Here is a 15,785-nt window from a genome sequence, read left to right as displayed (position 1 = left end):
GAGCACCTTTAAAAATCTTGGCGAGGCCGATCGTTGCCGATCGTTACTGTCGTCCGACCGCTCGGCTTTCCCCGTTGCGACGCCGGGAACCCGAGATCAGGTTCTCCATCGTGCACACCAAGACTAATCACCATGGGCGCCGCAAGGGCAGGCCCGTCCCCGCCCTCAAACCTGTTCAGTACCTCGCGCACGCCTCACGGCAACATCCCGTATGCCGCGCACACACTCTCCCCATGACTTTCCCGGCATCAACGGAAGGCCGCGCGGCCGTCGGTGAGCCCCGGCGCCGGGTGATACAAAGATTCCCCGCTCGATTGCCGTTCGTACAGCGGGATCCCCGACCGACTCGCTCCTTTCCAGGAGGAACGGCCTTCTGGATCGCGGGGGGAGGCCGACCGGTCCGCGGATCCGGAAGAGGTGAGCGCGATGTCCCAGCCTCCCCAGCCCCCCGACCGGCCACCGTCGACGCCGTCGCCTGCGCCGCCACCGGCGGGCGCCGGACCCGAGCGCGGCAGACGGCGGAGGACCCTCGTGGTCGGTGCGGCCGTGGCCGCCCTGCTCGCGGCGGGAGCGGGCGTGTGGGCCATGGCGGGGGACGACGGCGAGCGGCCCGCCGCCGCGTCGAAGCCGTCCGGGACACCGAATACCAATCAAACCGGACAACACGCGAACACCCTCCCGCCCGGCACCACCAGTGGCCGGCACGGCGACAGCGGCGGCCCCGGCGAGGCGCGCCGACCGGGCGAGGCGAGGGTGCTGTTCCGGAAGCCCGCGCCCCGGGCTCTCAAGAGCGGCGCCGAACTCCCCGGCTTCTGGGCGATGGACGGCTATGTTGTGAAGCCCGTCCAGGACAGGGTCATCGCGTACGACGACCACGGCGGGCGGAAGTGGACCGTCAAGCTCGGCAAGGCGGTGTGCGCGGTCCCCGAAACCCCCACCGGCGGCAAGCTGGTCATCGCCTACGGAGGCCGCGGCAAGGACGGCTGCGGCCGGCTGGCGCTCATCGACCTCGACAAGGGCGCCAAGCTCTGGGACCGGCCCGCCCCCGCCGCGGGCGCACCCGGCAGCGATCACCTCGGCATGGGGCTGGCCCAGAGCGGTGATCTGGCCGGTCTCTCCTGGTACGGCGGCTCGGCCGTCATCAGGGTCGGCGACGGCCGCCGGGTCTCGCCGGGCGCACTGGACCGGGGCTGCGCCGTGGACGGCTTCGCGGGCGGCCGGTCCCTGCTGCGCGCCTACTCCTGCGACGACGGCAGCGCCGGGCTCCAGCGGATCAACACCCACACCGGCGCGGTCTCCTGGACGTACCCCGTGCGCAAGGGCTACAAGGTCAGCACCATCTTCTCCACCGCCCCCGTCGTCGTCGCCCTCGCCGACGCCCGCCACAAGTCGGGCGGGATCCTCGCGCTGTCGGACCGCGGCAAGCGGCGCTCCGCCCTCGAACTTGGCAAGCGCTCCTATCAACCCGAGTGCGGACTGGACCTCTTCGGTACGAAGCTGGGCGGCTGCCGGGGCATCGCGGTGTCCCCGGACACCTTCTACCTCCCGACCGAGCTGACGCTGAGCGGCAACGGGGTCCCGACCAGCGAGATCCACGCCTTCGACCTGCGGACGGGCAAGCGGAAGTGGGCGGCCAAGGTGCCCGGCCGGATGCTGTTTCCGCTGCGCGCGGACGGCGGGAACCTGATCGCGTACGAGGAGCCGACGGCCGGGGCGGCGGGCTCCGTCGTCAGCATCGGCGCGGGCGGCGGCAGGCCGAAGACGCTGCTGCGGCTGCCGAGCACGACCAGAGACGAGGAGGCCGGCCTCGCCTCCGCCACCCGGATCTACCGGAACGGCGTTTTCTACCTCGCCTCGGACCGGTTCGCGGGTTCGGGGGCGGCCGAGGAGATGATCATGGCCTTCTGCTCCTGACCGCCCGGCGAACCGCGCCTCACCGCGGGGCTTTACTGCAGGTCGAACTCGCCGTCCCGCGCGCCGAGCACAAAGGCGCGCCATTCGGCCTCGGTGTAGCGCAGCACCGTCTCGGTATCGGCGGAATTCCTCATGGCGACCGCTCCGCCCGGCAGATAGGCGATCTCCACCCGGTCTTCGGAGGCGCTGCCGGGCGCGCTGAGCCACTCGACATCGGAGATGTCGAGCGCGTACAGCTCGGCCTTCTCTTTGGCGTCGGCCATCGGTTCGTACGTCCCTTCGGAAACTGCGGAAACTGCGGAAACCAAGGTGCCCACGGGGGAAGCGGGGTGGACACTGTCGCCGACAGTGTCGTCGGCCGGACGCGCCGAAGCAATCGAACTTGACAGAGCTCCCCGGGCTCAGTCCATACGACGCGGCGTGCCCAGCAGACCCGACTCGGCGTCGGTCGGCTGCGTCGCCACGTACATCCGCGCATGGCGGGTGCACCAGAGGGTGACCCCGTCGGCCAGCGTGGACAGCGCGGACACGTCGACCGCGGGCAGCCCCATGATCCGGCCGATCTGCGTGGCCTCGTCCGGAGACACCCGCTGGACGCCGACCAGGCCCGCGTTCTCCATCAACCTGGGGGCGACCGGGCTCAGATACGGCAGCAGGGTCAGCACGGACTGCCAGGGACCCGCGGTCACCCGGCCGCGCGGCGGCCGCATACCGGCGTCCCGGACGACCAGCACCGGGCTGCTGACCGAGGCGCCCTGCGGCGGCACCCGCCCCACGTCGTGCAGGGTGATGCACTGCTGGTTGTTGTTCGCCGCCTGGGCCAGCGATGTCCACATCTGCTGACGGCCGGTCTCCACGGTCACCCGGGCGCCCGTGGCGACCGCGCGCAGGCCGATCACCTGCGCCGTCCACAGGCCGCCGACCAGCAGGATGTTGAAGGGAGCGGGGCGGTGCAGCCCCAGCACCGCGGGCTGTCCCTGCCCGTCCGCGCCGATCACGATGCCGTCGTCGCCGATGGGCAGCGCGAGCGACTCCAGCTGCTCGGGCGGCACCTCATGGCGCTGGCGGCGCGGCCCGAGCAGCCCGAAGCCGGACCACTGCTTGCGCGGCGGGGCGGGCGCGGGATCCGGCTCGGGGGGCTGTCCGGGGCCGACGGCCGAGGGGAAGCCGGGGGTGGGGCCGGAGCCGGGGAAACCGGGGGTGGGGCCGGGGTGAACGGCCCCGTTCGGGGCGGTCGTGGGCGTGGCCATCAGCGGGTCCCTCCCAGGGGCAGAGTGGCGAGGACGCCGGGCACCTGCTCGCGGTCCAGCCGCACCAGCCCGATCCGCACCCCGCGCGCCGCACGCTCCAGCTCCTTGCGGATGGTGACCAGCTCGTCGGCGCTGCGGCCGGTGATCCGCACATGGCCGCTGATGGTCGGCGCGTGCCGGCCGCCCAGCTTGCCACCGCGGCGCAGGGTGAGGCTGAGGGTCGTCGACAGCGCGGGCAGCGAGGTCAGCAGCGCGACCAGCTGGGGGAGCGGAGCCGTCGCCGGGTCCAGCAGCGGCCAGCGGCCGACCCAGTAAGCGGTGTGCCAGCGGTCGTCGCACCGCCAGGCCCGCGCGCTCTCCAGGGTGCGGCGGTTGAGCGTGTCCCGCCGCCCGGCCTGTGCGGTGGCCCGCTGGTTGGCGCTCGCCGCGGTCGCGACCGCGGCGGTCAGCGACTCCTCCGTCAGCACCGTCACCCCGAAGCCGGCCCCCTGCAACCTGCTCGCCAGCTGGTCCGCGGCGCGCAGCAGACACCGCTGCGCGCCGCCCAGGCCGCCGCCGCGCGCGGCCACGGCCTCCGGGCACAGCTCCGGGTCGAACTTCAGCGCCACCCACGTCATCCGGACCGCGGGCGCGCCGGTCTGCGCCTGGAGCGGCGCGTAGTTGCGCAGGGCCAGCGACTGGGCCGGCAGATGGTACGCGGGCGCGGGCAGCGTGTGCTGGACCACCTGCACCGACTCCAGCAGGATCCCGTCCACCTCCATGGCGTCCCGCAGCAGGGACAGCGGAAGCGGCCGCTGGGCGCGCTGCGGCCGCAGCGGCGCGTCCACCGCCTCCACCTGAAGCACCGCCGTCAGGAAAGTGCCGTCACCGACCATGCCCACTGCGCGCCGGTCGCGGTCGATGAATGTCAGGGTCCGCAGGGCCGGTTCGCACTCCACGGCGATCGCGAAGCCCGGATCCGTGCCCGCGTCGAGCGGCTTCGCCGCCAGCCGCTTGCGCCGCCGCAGCGAGGCGGCGGTGCTCAGCCACTCCGATATGGGCTGCTGCCGGCGGCGTACGACAGCCAGCAGCACCAGCACCAGGCCCACTACCGCGGCCGGCACCAGCAAGAGCTCGTCGACGACCCATGCGACCAGCACGACCGCCGCCGCCACCTCGATCAGCACCAGCTGCTGGAGCCGCACCGGCCCGAAACTGCCCGAATGGGAAGCCACCCGCGGCGTGACGGAGCCCGCCGCACCGCTCGCGCCGGGTGTGGCGGCGGATGCCGGAGCGGGCGGAGAGCCGGAGGGTGTCCCCGAGCGGGACTCGCCCGACCTCCTCCGGCCGGATCCGCTCCCCGCGGTGCGTGCGCGCGTGGCGGCAGCCATCCCCGTCAGCCCCTTAAAGTCCGAAACACACCCGAAAGACCCGGCGGACGTCCGTGGCCGGATCGTCCCCGAGCGACACGAGCCAATTCCTTCCCGGCATAGTAGAGGGTCGGTACGACACCCGGACCGAGGGCAGTGCCCGACGGCCGAGGCCGAAAAGCGGGGAGAAACGGCTAAAGATGGCATCACGGCGGGATGAGCTCAACGCCTACACATTCGCGAAGAAGCGGACAGTCGCCGCGTTCTTGCAACCCTCACCGAGCGGTACCGAGGAGGGCGCCCCGCGCCCGCTGCGCACGGTCCTCCCCGGTGTCGTCATAGGCGCGCTGATCCTCGCCGGGTTCGGCGCCTGGGGCATGTTCAAGCCGATCGCGCCCAAGGGCTGGGACCAGGTGGGCGCCCATGTCATCGTCGGCTCCAACTCGACCACGCGCTATGTGATCCTGAAGACCGACGGCAAGGTGCAGTTGCACCCCGTCCTCAACTTCGCGTCCGCCAAGCTCGTCCTGTCCGGCGACAACTCCAGCGTCGTCAAGGTGAAGGAGTCCGAGCTCGACAACGGCCACATCCCGCGCGGCCCGACGATCGGAATCCCCTACGCCCCCGACCGCCTCCCCGGCGCGGAGGAGGCCAAGGCGCAGAAGGAATGGGCCGTCTGCGAACAGCCCGGCGGCAACGGAAAGACCACCCAAAAGGCGGTTTTCCTCTTCTCCGACCGGGACCCGAAGGGCAAGAAGCTGCGCGGCTCGCAGCGGCTGAGCGGCGCCCAGGCCCTCTACGTCCAGGGGCGGGACGGCGCCCGCTACCTGGTCGACCCCCAGGGCACCAAGTACCTGATCGGCGGCACCAAGTGGAAGCAGCTGCCGCCGAAGGACTACGACCTCCTGCTCCGCACCATCTTCCGGGACGGAGCCAAGCCGCAACGGGTCACCGACGACTGGCTGGCCACCTTCCCGGACGGCGCCCCCCTCGTCTTTCCCGAGGTCCCGGGCCAGATCGGCGCCGGTGCCGGAGTGAACACCCTCCCGGAACGGGCCAACCACGTCGGCATGGTCCTCGAAGCGAACACGGGAACCAGCACCCAGAACTACGTCGTTCTCCAGGGCAAGGTGCAGCGCATCTCGGAATTCGTCGCCAAGTTGCTCCTCAACAGCGAGAAGCTCAAGGACCTCGGCCAGACCGGCAGTGCGCAGCGGGTGAGCACCGCGTCCTTCACGCCGGAGGGGGACTTCTACGGTGAGTACGAGTGGCCGATGCAGGTCCCGGAGCAGGTCAACTCGATCGAGCAGCAGCAGATCGCGGGCAGCGCCGAGCGGGACACCGTCTGCAGCATCATGAGCGGAATGACCTCCAAGCGCACCCCCAGGCTCGCCACCTGGGCGGGCACCGACTTCCCCGCCACCATTCCGGACGGGGCCACCAGCGCCTATGTCACCCCGGGCTCCGGCCTCCTCTACCGCCAGGTCACCGGCCGCCAGACCACGAGCGGCGCCGTCTTCCTGGTCACCGACACGGGCCTGCGTTACGGGATCCAGTTGAACAACGACAGCGGAACGGACAAATCGAAGATCGGTGCCGATGACTCCGACAAGTCGGGAACCGACTCCGCGCAGCAGGAGGCCGATCAGGCTCGGATAAAGCTCGGCTACAAGGACGTCATTCCGGTTCCGGTACCCGCCAACTGGTCGGAGTTCCTGCCGAGGGGACCGCGCCTGGACACCAACAGCGCCAAGCAGCCGCAGGGGTCGTAGCCGATGAGGAACAAGCAGAAGCGGCCCGCCCCGACAACGCGGCGGAACGCGAAGAAGGCGCTCTTCCTGTCGACAGCAGCTGCCCTCACGGCCCTCTCGGCAGCCCAGGGCCCGGTGATTCCGGCGGCTCCCCTCTCCCTCGCGGGCGCGGGCGAGTGCACGTACCCCGCGAAGCAGATCAAGGGCACCCCGTGGTCTCTACAGCGCGTGCTGCTCGACCAGCTGTGGCAGGACACCAAGGGCATCGACAAGAAGACCAGGCGCCCGGTCCTCGTCGCCGTCATCGACACGGGAGTCGACAACAAGAACCCGCAGCTCAAGGACGCGGTCGACACCAAACTCGGCTTCGAGGTCCGCAAGTCCGGCAAGAACGCCCTGGAGAAGGGCAAGAAGGGCGACGGCACGGACGACCTGGTCGGCCACGGCACCAAGGTCGCCGGCATCATCGCCGCCCGCCCCCGCTCCGGCACGGGCTTCGTCGGCCTCGCCCCGGAGGCCAAGATCCTCCCGATCCGCCAGAACGACGAAAAGGGCTCGGGCACCACCGACACGATGGCGGACGCCATCGACAGGGCGGTCGCCAAGGGCGCCCGGATCATCAACATCTCCCAGGACACCGTCAAGCCGCTGCAAGCCAACAACAACCTCCAACGCGCCATCAACGACGCGCTGGAGAAAGACGTCGTCGTGGTCGCCTCCGCCGGCAACGACGGCATTGACGGCAAGGTCAAGAAGACCTACCCCGCCGCCTACGAGGGCGTCCTCGCCGTCGGCTCCTCCGACCGGAACAACGAGCGCGCCCCCTTCTCCCAGGCCGGCGACTTCGTCGGCGTCGCGGCCCCCGGCGTCGATATGGTCTCCACCGTCCCCGGCGGCGGCCAGTGCGTCGACAACGGCACCAGCTTCTCCGCCCCCTACGTCGCCGGCGTCGCCGCCCTCATCCGCGCCAAGCACCCCGACTGGAAGCAGAACCAGGTCGTCGCCCAGATCGAGCAGACGGCCGAGCGCTCCGTCAACGCCCATGACGCCTATGTCGGCTGGGGCGTCGTGGACCCCGTCCGCGCACTCACCGAGGACGACCACCCCATCGACCACGTCACCCTCGACAAAGGCGCCGCCCACAACGTAGACGCCCCCACCCCCGCCCCCCTCACCCTCGGCGAAACCCCTCAGGAACGCCGAGAGCGCCTCGCCACCTACACCCTGGGCGGCGGAGCCCTCCTCGTCGCGATGATCACCGGCACGGCGGTCGTACTCCACGAACACAAGCGGCGCCGCCGAGCTGCGTAGTTGAGTACGAGTACTCACGCTGAGTCGAGCATGATGACTTAGAGTCGTGCCCCGTTGTCATCGTTGTCCTGGCCCGTCGGTAAGGTTGCTCCGCTGGTTTCCGTGAAGGGGGAATCGTCATCCATGGAACCGCTGCGCTCGGACGACCCCCGGCGGATCGGACCGTATGACGTCGTCGCCCGGTTCGATACGGATGGCGGCCAAGTGCCGGTCCCTGAGCGCCGCTTCATCGCATGGCTGTCGGGCGGGGACCGTACGGTCGTGATCAGCACGCCGCTGCCCGGCGTGGACGCGGGGCGCTTCGCAGTGGAGGCGGCGGCCGCCCGGCAAGGGCTGCCCGGGCCCTGGATCGCACCCGTGGTGGAAGTCGGCGGCACGCCCCGAGCCCCCTGGTACGCCTCGCCGTACCTTCCCGCGCTACCACTGACGGAGGCGCTCGCCGCGCATCGGGGCCCTCTCCCGGAGCGCACGGTCCGCGTGCTGGGTGCCGCCCTCGCGGAGGCCCTCGCGGCGTTACACGCGGCGGGCGTGACACATGGCGGCCTCTCACCCACCACAGTGCTGCTCACCGCCGACGGCCCCCGTCTGACCTGCTTCGGCGCGGTACGGGCCGCGGGCCCGGACGGTGAGCAGCGATCGGGACTGCCGGGGCTCGCCTCGGGCAGTCTGCCTCCAGAGCAGATCGCGGGCGGTCGGCCTCGGCCGCCGGGCGACATCTACGCTCTGGGCTCGGTGCTGGCGTACGCCGCGACGGGGCACCTGGTCCCCGAACGGCGCGAACTTCCGGAGGGGCTGCGCAGGACGATCGCGCTGTGTCTCACCCGGGACGCCGCATCCAGGCCGCAAGCGGTCCAGCTGCTCGACGAGTTGCTGCCCGCGCAGGCGCTCGCCGGGATGACGGGGTCCGGCTTCGCGTCACACGGGACCGTTCTGGACGGCGCGGTGAGCCGGGCCTCCGCGGCTCTCGGACCCGGCTGGCTGCCGGGACGGGTCATCGCGGCACTCGCCCGGCAGTCCGCAGAGCTCCTGGCCACGGAGGCCGCGGCACCGAGCCCGTATGCCCCTGTCGCCGGTCTGGACGCGGACAGCATGGTGAGCCATATCCCAGCCCCGCAGCCGTACCCGCCGGCGGCCCTCGGATCGGCGTACCCGCCCCCGGCCTCCACCGGCTTCCCCGTCTCTCCCGCCTCATAACGCCCGCGCGCCGCCCGCGCCCTCACCGTGGACCGACCTGATGGCCCTTCCCCTGACCCATGACGACCCTCAGCAGCTCGGCCCGTTCCGGCTCATAGCCCGGCTGGGCGGTGGCGGTATGGGCACCGTCTATCTGGGCCGCTCACCGCGCGGACGCACGGTCGCGCTGAAGACCATGCATGAGCGGATCGCCTCCGAGGCGACGTACCGCACGCGGTTCCAGCTCGAGATCGATGCCGCCCGCGTCATGGGCGCGCGGTACGGCGCCGGGGTCGTCGACGCCGACCCCTTCGCGGCCGTCCCCTGGCTGGCCACCGAGTACGTGCTCGGCCCGCCGCTGGACGACACGGTGGCCCTCTGCGGCCCGCTCCCGGAGCCGTCGGTACGGGCCCTAGGCGCCGCACTCTGCGCCGCGCTCGGGCAGCTGCACCGTTCGGACGTCGTGCACCGCGACCTCAAGCCCTCCAACATCCTGATCACCGCCCTCGGGCCGAAGGTCATCGACTTCGGTATCGCGCGGGCCATCGGGGACGACAGGCTCACCAGCGTGGGGGTGACCGCGGGCACCCCCGCCTTCATGTCGCCGGAGCAGGCGATGGGCGGGGAGCACACCGCCGCGGGCGATGTGTTCGCACTCGCGGGAGTACTGATCTTCGCGGCCACCGGGCACGGCCCCTTCGGCAGCGGCCAACCGGCCGACCTCCTCTACCGCGTCCGCTTCGCGGAGCCCGACCTCGGCGGGGTCCCCGCGGGGCTGCTGCCAGTACTGAGCCGCAGCCTGAGCAAGGACCCGGCTCAGCGCCCCGGCATGGCCGAGCTCGCAGACCAGCTGAACCATGAAGAAGCCGAATTCACCGACCACCTGCCCGAGGCGGCCCTCGCGGAGATCGGCCGACGGGCCACTGAGGTATGGCAGATCCAGCCGACGCGGCTGCCCGCACCACCCGGGTCCGTCGATGAGGCGGCTCCCCGTCCCGGCATGTCCAGACGGAAGCTCCTGACTCTCTCCGGCGGCGCGGTTCTTGGCGCAGCTGCCGCGGGCGTCGGGACGTGGGCATGGCTGACCCGGCGCGGACAGCACCGCGACACCGTCGGGCCACGGCCGAGCTCCACCGCCCGCCCGGCAAATATCCCTTCACAGGCGGTGTGGTGGGTGAAGGTCAACAGGACGGATGAGACTTTTGTCCCGACTCCGGTCGGGGATCTGATCCTGGTGATGATCGATGACGGCCTTGTGGGGCTGGACGCGAAGACCGGAGAAAAGCGATGGTCCCGCAAGTGGGAAACCTTGTCCGGCGCACAGATCGCCTGGCAAGTCGTCTCGGATGGCGAGCGAGCCTATGCCTTCATACCCGAAACCTCAACCGCGGAAGGGCTGGCAGTTCACTCGATCGACCTCGGGAACGGTAAGCCGAAGCCCCTGATAGGACCGTTCCGGGACTTCTTCGGATCTCGCACGGAGCAGGCGCAACCGCTGACTGTCGCTGACGGAGTGATCTATCTGGTGGCCCAAAGATGGAAGGCGGGCCCCGTGGATAACGAAAAGGGCTGGCATGTGATGGCCGCCGATCTCCAGAGCGGCAAGGAGCTTTGGCGCCAGCCGATCACGGGAGCCTATTATCCGGTCAGCTCCGACGACGGCATTGTCGCCAAGGCCGTCGGCAACTGTCTGGCCGTCACCCGACGAGTCGGCGTGCTCGACATCGTGGACGGGATCGGCGGCCGGGACACCCGTACGGGCCGGATGCTCTGGTCCTGGGACCTGCCCAGGGAACGGCTGGACTCCAAGTCCTACCTTGAGCCGGGCCAACTCGTGGCGGACAACGATCGTGTCTACTTTGGGACCGGGCGGCTCTACGCGTTCCGGCTCTCCAATGGAGACAAGGCCTGGGTGTTCGGCGAAGGCCGGGACAAGGGCGACATCGAGAAGGACACGCGTCCGTACGGCAGACCCGCGGTGAAGGATGGCGTGGTGTATGTGGCCGAGGGAACCCGCGGACTCGTCGCCGTGGAGGCAGACAGTGGCAAGCTGCTGTGGGAGACGAGTTTGGGCGGTGTACCCAGTCTCCTGGTCACGCCCGTTATCGGCAGGAAATACGCCTACGTCGCCATGGACGGCAACGCGAGGATCAGCGCTGTGGACCTGCATACACACAAAGTCGCCTGGACCTTCCGTGTCCCCGATATTTTCGATGGCGCGTTCGTGGCTCACGAGCGTGCTGGAACTCTCGTGTTGATGAGCGGCGATTTCGTGTACGCCCTCCCCTTCGAGTGACCCAACTCACTTACGACATCCGAAAAACCACGGCACCTGACAACTCGGCAGGGAGACATTCACCCCATGAACCCTCTCGGTCCCGGCGACCCCCTTCGCCTTGGCCCGTACCGCCTTGTTGCCGTACTCGGCGATGGCGGTATGGGCAGGGTCTATCTCGGGCGGGACGCAGCCGGCCGGGCTGCCGCGGTCAAAGTCCTCCGGCAAGAGCTCGCGTATGACCAGAACATGGCGCAGCGTTTTGTCCGCGAGGCGCAGGTCGCGCAGGCCGTCACCGGAACCGGCATCGCGCGCGTACTCGGAGCGTGGTACGAAGGGGGCTGGCCGTGGATGGCGACGGAATTCCTGGCGGGACCGACGCTGGACCAGCACATCGAAGAGTACGGGCCCTTCGACGACCAAGGTGTCCGCGAACTGGCCACAGCCCTCGCCCGTGCGCTCCAGGACATCCACGCCGCAGGACTGGTCCACCGTGACCTCAAGCCGTCCAACATCGTGATGACCTCCTCGGGCCCCCGCATCATCGACTTCGGCATCGCGCGCCCCGAGCACGGCCTCACCCTCACCATCACCGGCCAGATACCGGTCACGCCCGGTTACGGCGCACCCGAGCAAGTGCTGGGACAACGTGTCGGCCCGCCCGCCGATGTCTTCTCTCTGGGAGCGGTGCTTGCGTACGCGGCGAGTGGAGAGCGTGCGTACGACGGCGGACACGTAGCGACGGTGCAGTACGAAGTGGTCCACGGAGAGCCCAACCTGTCCGAGGTACCGGAGCCGGTACGCGTGCTCGTTGCTCCTTGCCTCGCCAAGGATCCCACTTACCGGCCTCTTCCCGAGCAGATCGCTGCGGTCTTCGCCCCGCCGCCCGGCTCCAAGCCCGGAGCCAAAAAAATCTGGCAGCTGGGAGAGTTGGCCGCCGACATCAAGCTGCGCGAGGCAGCCGCGAAGAAGTTGATCAGTCTTCCGGAAGCGCGTACACCCTCCGTTCCCTCCCGGCGCCGTCTCATCACCGCGCTCGCGGCGGGTGGCGGCACCGTACTGGCGGCGGGCGGCGGAGGACTCGGCTGGTGGCTGCTGTCCAAGGACACCGGAGCGGGGGAGGCCCGCAAACCGACTGAAGAGGAGAGCGCGGCGCCACCGAAACCGTGGGATGCGAAGCGTCTGACAGCTTCGCAGTACAAGGACGGAACCGCGCCGCCATCGCTGTGGGGGCCGCAGGACGGCCCCTCCCCGGTTGTTATCCAGCCCCTGCCTGTGCGCGATCTCGTCGTGGTCCACGAGGGAGGAAGCAGCAATCTGGGCGCCTATAACGTGATCGAAGGGACACGTAAATGGGGCACTGACTGCGGCTCGTATGCCCACTACGTCGCGCCCTCCGACGAACTCGTTGTGACCGTTGGCCCTTTGACCGGCGACCATAAGGGAGGGCTTCTCGCCCTCGACAGTGCTACCGGCAAGGAGAAGTGGACGGCCCCTGCCAACGCCGTCCATGTCATCGCCGCGGACACCGAGAGCGTCTATTTCACGGCTAGGAGGGACTGGGCATCGACCGATGTCAGCCTCCTAGGCGCCTTCGACATCGCCTCGCGCACCACCCGCTGGACGGTTCCGATGCCTGTGGAGTGCTCACTGGTCACTCCACCCGAGGCGGCAACGGACAGCGGACGCTTGGTTCTCTGCGGCCAAAACGGCAAGGTGGCCACACTCGACACCCAGACGGGGAAACAGGTCTGGACGCTGCCGCGGCAGGCAGTGGCTATCGTGCCCATCGCCCCTGCCGTCTCCGAAGGGATCGTCTACTTGGGTGGGAAATCCCTGACAGCCCGTAAGCTCAAGGACGGAGAAGAGATATGGTCGGTGCCTGCCAGAAGCGAGTTTAAGAAGACGTACGGAGGCTGGGGCGCGCCGACGCTCGACGGCGATGCGCTGTACGCCCTGGACGGCGAGGAGATCAGCCGTCGCGACAGAAGACACGGGAATGCTGACTGGACGCGTTCTCTCGGCGATGTCCTCCAGCGGCTCTATCCTCCAGTGGTCCAGGGTGAGACCCTTTGGGCGAACGTTGACAGTATCGATGAGGGTGGTATCGCGGTCCTGCACAAGGACACAGGTAACCCGGCGTGGACCTATGCTCGGAACGGCAGGGGCGAGTGGGGGATGGCGGCTTCGGGAAACCGTGTGTTCTTGGTGCACAACGGCAAATTGACGGCGATGCCGGTGTTTTAACGTCGTAAGTTCAATGAGCTGCTTGGCAATGTGACGTCGCGGTGCGTGACGGCCCCGCGTCGTGCTTGCTGTGCGAACGGCGACCGCTGAGGATCTTGCGAAGCTGCTTCACGCACGCCAGGACCAATTTGGACCGCAAGGGCACGATCGCGATGGGCTTCTTCAAGTAGGTGGGACTCGTGCCGCAGCGGTGCGTCGGTGTCACCCGGCCGGCTCAACTCGCCCGGGAGCACGGTTTTTCGATTCTGACCGTCAACTGCTGCGCGTTCGTGGACCTGGACGCCCTGGCTCAGCACGCATCGGATCCGTCCACTTCGCTGGAGCGTCCTCTACCGGCAGGGGACGGCCACTTCAACCTTGACGGCGCCATGATCCGCACCGATCACGACGCGACCGCTGGCCCCAGGTGCACCACTCCCCCGGCCGGCTGGTCGCCGTGGGTCTCCTCAGCCAGACCGAGCTGCGGAGGCGCCACCACTTGCACCTGCCCATCCTGGCTGACCTTGGCTACTGGAATGCCTGGCCCAGCTTCCGTCAAGAGGGGAAGTGCGGGTTTACCGGGCGTGAACTGCAAACGTCGCCGGGTGTCGCGTCCCCTGTAGCCGGAGCGTAGACCGATGATTGAGGGGGCGGCGGCTGCCTGGGGTCCGCTGAGTAGCGATCTGTTACAGAGTCGTCGAACTACCTTGACGATATGATAGTTGGGCCACGCAGGCGCGATCGCTAGAGTGGTTCAGGACATCGTTGGTGTCATACGGGGAGGATGCGGTGGCGAAACCAGTCGACCCAGGCGGTTCGGCTCCACAGTCGCACTTGTTCGGCAAGGGCATGGCCAAGGAAGCCGAGACTCTCGCGAAGTTCAAGAGCCGGATTGACAAGGTTTTGTCCGATCTTGAGAAGTCGCCTGCGTCCAAGACGAAACTTGATGAGCAAACTATCTCCCGGGCCGCCTATGGCGACGGAACCCTCACATCTGCCGATAAATTGTCGGAGTTGTACGACCAAGTTCACGAGAAGATCAAGATTTACTCCAAGACCTTCGGTGACCAGCTTGAGGCAATGGGCCTCGCGGCCCTGATCGCCGAAAACGGATACGACGGTATCGACGCCGAACAAAGGCGCCGAATGCAGGAGATCCAGGCCGAGGCGCAGAAGTACTACCGTGCCCCGAACGCCGATCAGTCGGGGGCGTCGGGCAACTCGCCGCAGGATGGTAAGTCCGTTGGCCCGGACGCAAGCTGAGGGGGTAGACGCAGATGAGCGAGGAAAGTTCCATCGAGTACGATGGAATGAGTCACTATCGGCTCTACCAAATAGTACAGGGCGCCGATCCGATCAAGTTGAGCGATGCCAGTTCTGCACTGATGGACGCGTGGACCGATTTGACGGCCATCGCGGACGAGATGCGGGCACACGCTGAGAACGTCAAATGGAAAGGTGAGGGAGCCGACGCCTTCCGTGATTGGGTTGAAGAACTGTCCAAGCAGACTCTGAGCTTGGCCAGCTACACGTGGGGGGTTGGCAACAACATAGGGGTTGCTGCCCTGGGGCTAGCCGATGTCAAGTCGTCCATGCCGAAGCCGGACTCTCCCGGGGCGAAGCTGGTCCCCATGTGCTACGTGGATGAGGAAAAAGAGAAGGCTCGGCTGAAGAACGAGCCCGACCGGCAAGAGGCCATCAAGCAGATCGCCAAGCTGGACTCGTATTACGAGACGGCCCACGGGTTTCTGGACAAGGCGCTTGTGGAGCCGAACTTCCCTCCTCTTCCTGGTGATGTGGTATCGCAGGACGCTTACGACGCGTACGAGACCCCGCTGGGAACGTCGTCTTCATCGAGTGGAGCCACGCCTGCAGTAAGAGGCGGTCATGCCACCCCGCTGTCTGCCGCCGACCTCAATGGCGCAGGCCCGAAGGCCGCGCCTGTACTACCTGCTGAAACAAGGCCCCACACGCCCTTGACCCCGAACGGCGGCGGTGCGATCCCCGGCGTGGGCGTCCCGGACCCGACCAACACGGCTATCGACTCCGTCAAGACTCCGCCGGCGCCGGACACAATCAACAGGCCCAACACCCTTCCTCCGATGCCCGACGACGTTCCCAACGTCCCATCGAATGGCCCCAAGATGCCTCCGGTCACCGGCCTTCCCGGGCCGCGGCCGGTCATTCCCACTGCTCCGCCTGTTGGCCGAACCGCACCGATCCCCGGACCGGGGCAACTCGGCAAGCTTCCCCCGAGCGCACAAAGCGCACCTCGGACCTCGAGTGTGCCCCCGCGTATTCCGACGAATGACGGAATCGTCGGCGGCAAGCGGAGTGTCGGACCGACCAACACTCCGCGGATTCCGCGCGGCATGGTGGTCGGGGAAGAGCCGCACTCCCCGATGGCTCGTGGCCCCGTCGGACCGGGTACCTACTTCGGGCACGGACCGAACACACCTGGGGGTGGCGGTCCCGGGCGACGTCTTGGTTCGGAGCCGGGAGGCGTCGTCGACCGCCCGAAGGGAACGAACCCGGC

At 68.7% G+C, this 15,785-nt stretch carries 10 protein-coding genes; 7 read left to right on the top strand and 3 right to left on the bottom strand.

Features of this window, described 5'->3' with window-relative positions:
- The first annotated feature begins 531 nt into the window (after window positions 1–531).
- Window positions 532–1,914, top strand: a complete 1,383-nt coding sequence (locus tag ACH4S9_RS42265; RefSeq protein WP_398376982.1) for a hypothetical protein — start codon at window positions 532–534, stop codon at window positions 1,912–1,914.
- Window positions 1,915–1,946: 32 nt separating this feature from the next.
- On the opposite strand, the gene ACH4S9_RS42260 is transcribed toward ACH4S9_RS42265, so the two are convergent.
- The 3 genes from ACH4S9_RS42260 to eccE form a co-directional block, all read right to left on the bottom strand.
- Window positions 1,947–2,177 carry a DUF397 domain-containing protein gene (locus tag ACH4S9_RS42260; protein ID WP_311727718.1) on the bottom strand — a complete coding sequence of 77 codons (231 nt, stop codon included), beginning with the start codon at window positions 2,175–2,177 and terminating at the stop codon, window positions 1,947–1,949.
- 138 nt (window positions 2,178–2,315) lie between these two features.
- Entirely contained in the window at window positions 2,316–3,164 is an 849-nt protein-coding gene (locus ACH4S9_RS42255) for a hypothetical protein (protein WP_398376980.1), read from the bottom strand.
- A complete protein-coding gene (eccE, locus tag ACH4S9_RS42250; RefSeq protein ID WP_385347736.1) occupies window positions 3,164–4,534 on the bottom strand; it encodes a type VII secretion protein EccE in 1,371 nt (456 codons plus the stop codon). Before eccE ends, ACH4S9_RS42255 begins: the two co-directional genes overlap by 1 nt.
- Window positions 4,535–4,713: 179 nt before the next feature.
- Between eccE and eccB the strand changes: the two genes are divergently transcribed.
- From eccB to ACH4S9_RS42220, 6 genes are all read left to right on the top strand, one after another.
- Window positions 4,714–6,285, top strand: a complete 1,572-nt coding sequence (eccB, locus tag ACH4S9_RS42245) for a type VII secretion protein EccB (protein ID WP_385347733.1) — start codon at window positions 4,714–4,716, stop codon at window positions 6,283–6,285.
- A gap of 3 nt (window positions 6,286–6,288) precedes the next feature.
- Window positions 6,289–7,575, top strand: coding sequence for a type VII secretion-associated serine protease mycosin (mycP, locus tag ACH4S9_RS42240; protein ID WP_398376977.1), 1,287 nt, complete (start codon window positions 6,289–6,291; stop codon window positions 7,573–7,575).
- A gap of 123 nt (window positions 7,576–7,698) precedes the next feature.
- Window positions 7,699–8,769: a serine/threonine protein kinase gene (locus ACH4S9_RS42235; RefSeq protein WP_398376975.1), complete on the top strand. Its 1,071-nt coding sequence runs from the start codon at window positions 7,699–7,701 to the stop codon at window positions 8,767–8,769.
- A gap of 40 nt (window positions 8,770–8,809) precedes the next feature.
- Entirely contained in the window at window positions 8,810–11,044 is a 2,235-nt protein-coding gene (locus tag ACH4S9_RS42230) for a PQQ-binding-like beta-propeller repeat protein (protein WP_398376974.1), read from the top strand.
- A 66-nt stretch (window positions 11,045–11,110) separates the two neighbouring features.
- Window positions 11,111–13,270, top strand: a complete 2,160-nt coding sequence (locus tag ACH4S9_RS42225) for a PQQ-binding-like beta-propeller repeat protein (RefSeq protein ID WP_398376973.1) — start codon at window positions 11,111–11,113, stop codon at window positions 13,268–13,270.
- Window positions 13,271–14,038: 768 nt separating this feature from the next.
- Window positions 14,039–14,512, top strand: coding sequence for a hypothetical protein (locus ACH4S9_RS42220; protein ID WP_398376972.1), 474 nt, complete (start codon window positions 14,039–14,041; stop codon window positions 14,510–14,512).
- Window positions 14,513–15,785: the final 1,273 nt, after the last annotated feature.

Origin of the sequence: Streptomyces sp. NPDC021225, assembly GCF_044332865.1 — a bacterium.
Classification (GTDB): Bacteria; Actinomycetota; Actinomycetes; order Streptomycetales; family Streptomycetaceae; genus Streptomyces.
Note: the sequence above shows the minus strand (reverse complement) of the source record. Positions and strands in the feature narration are given on the sequence as shown.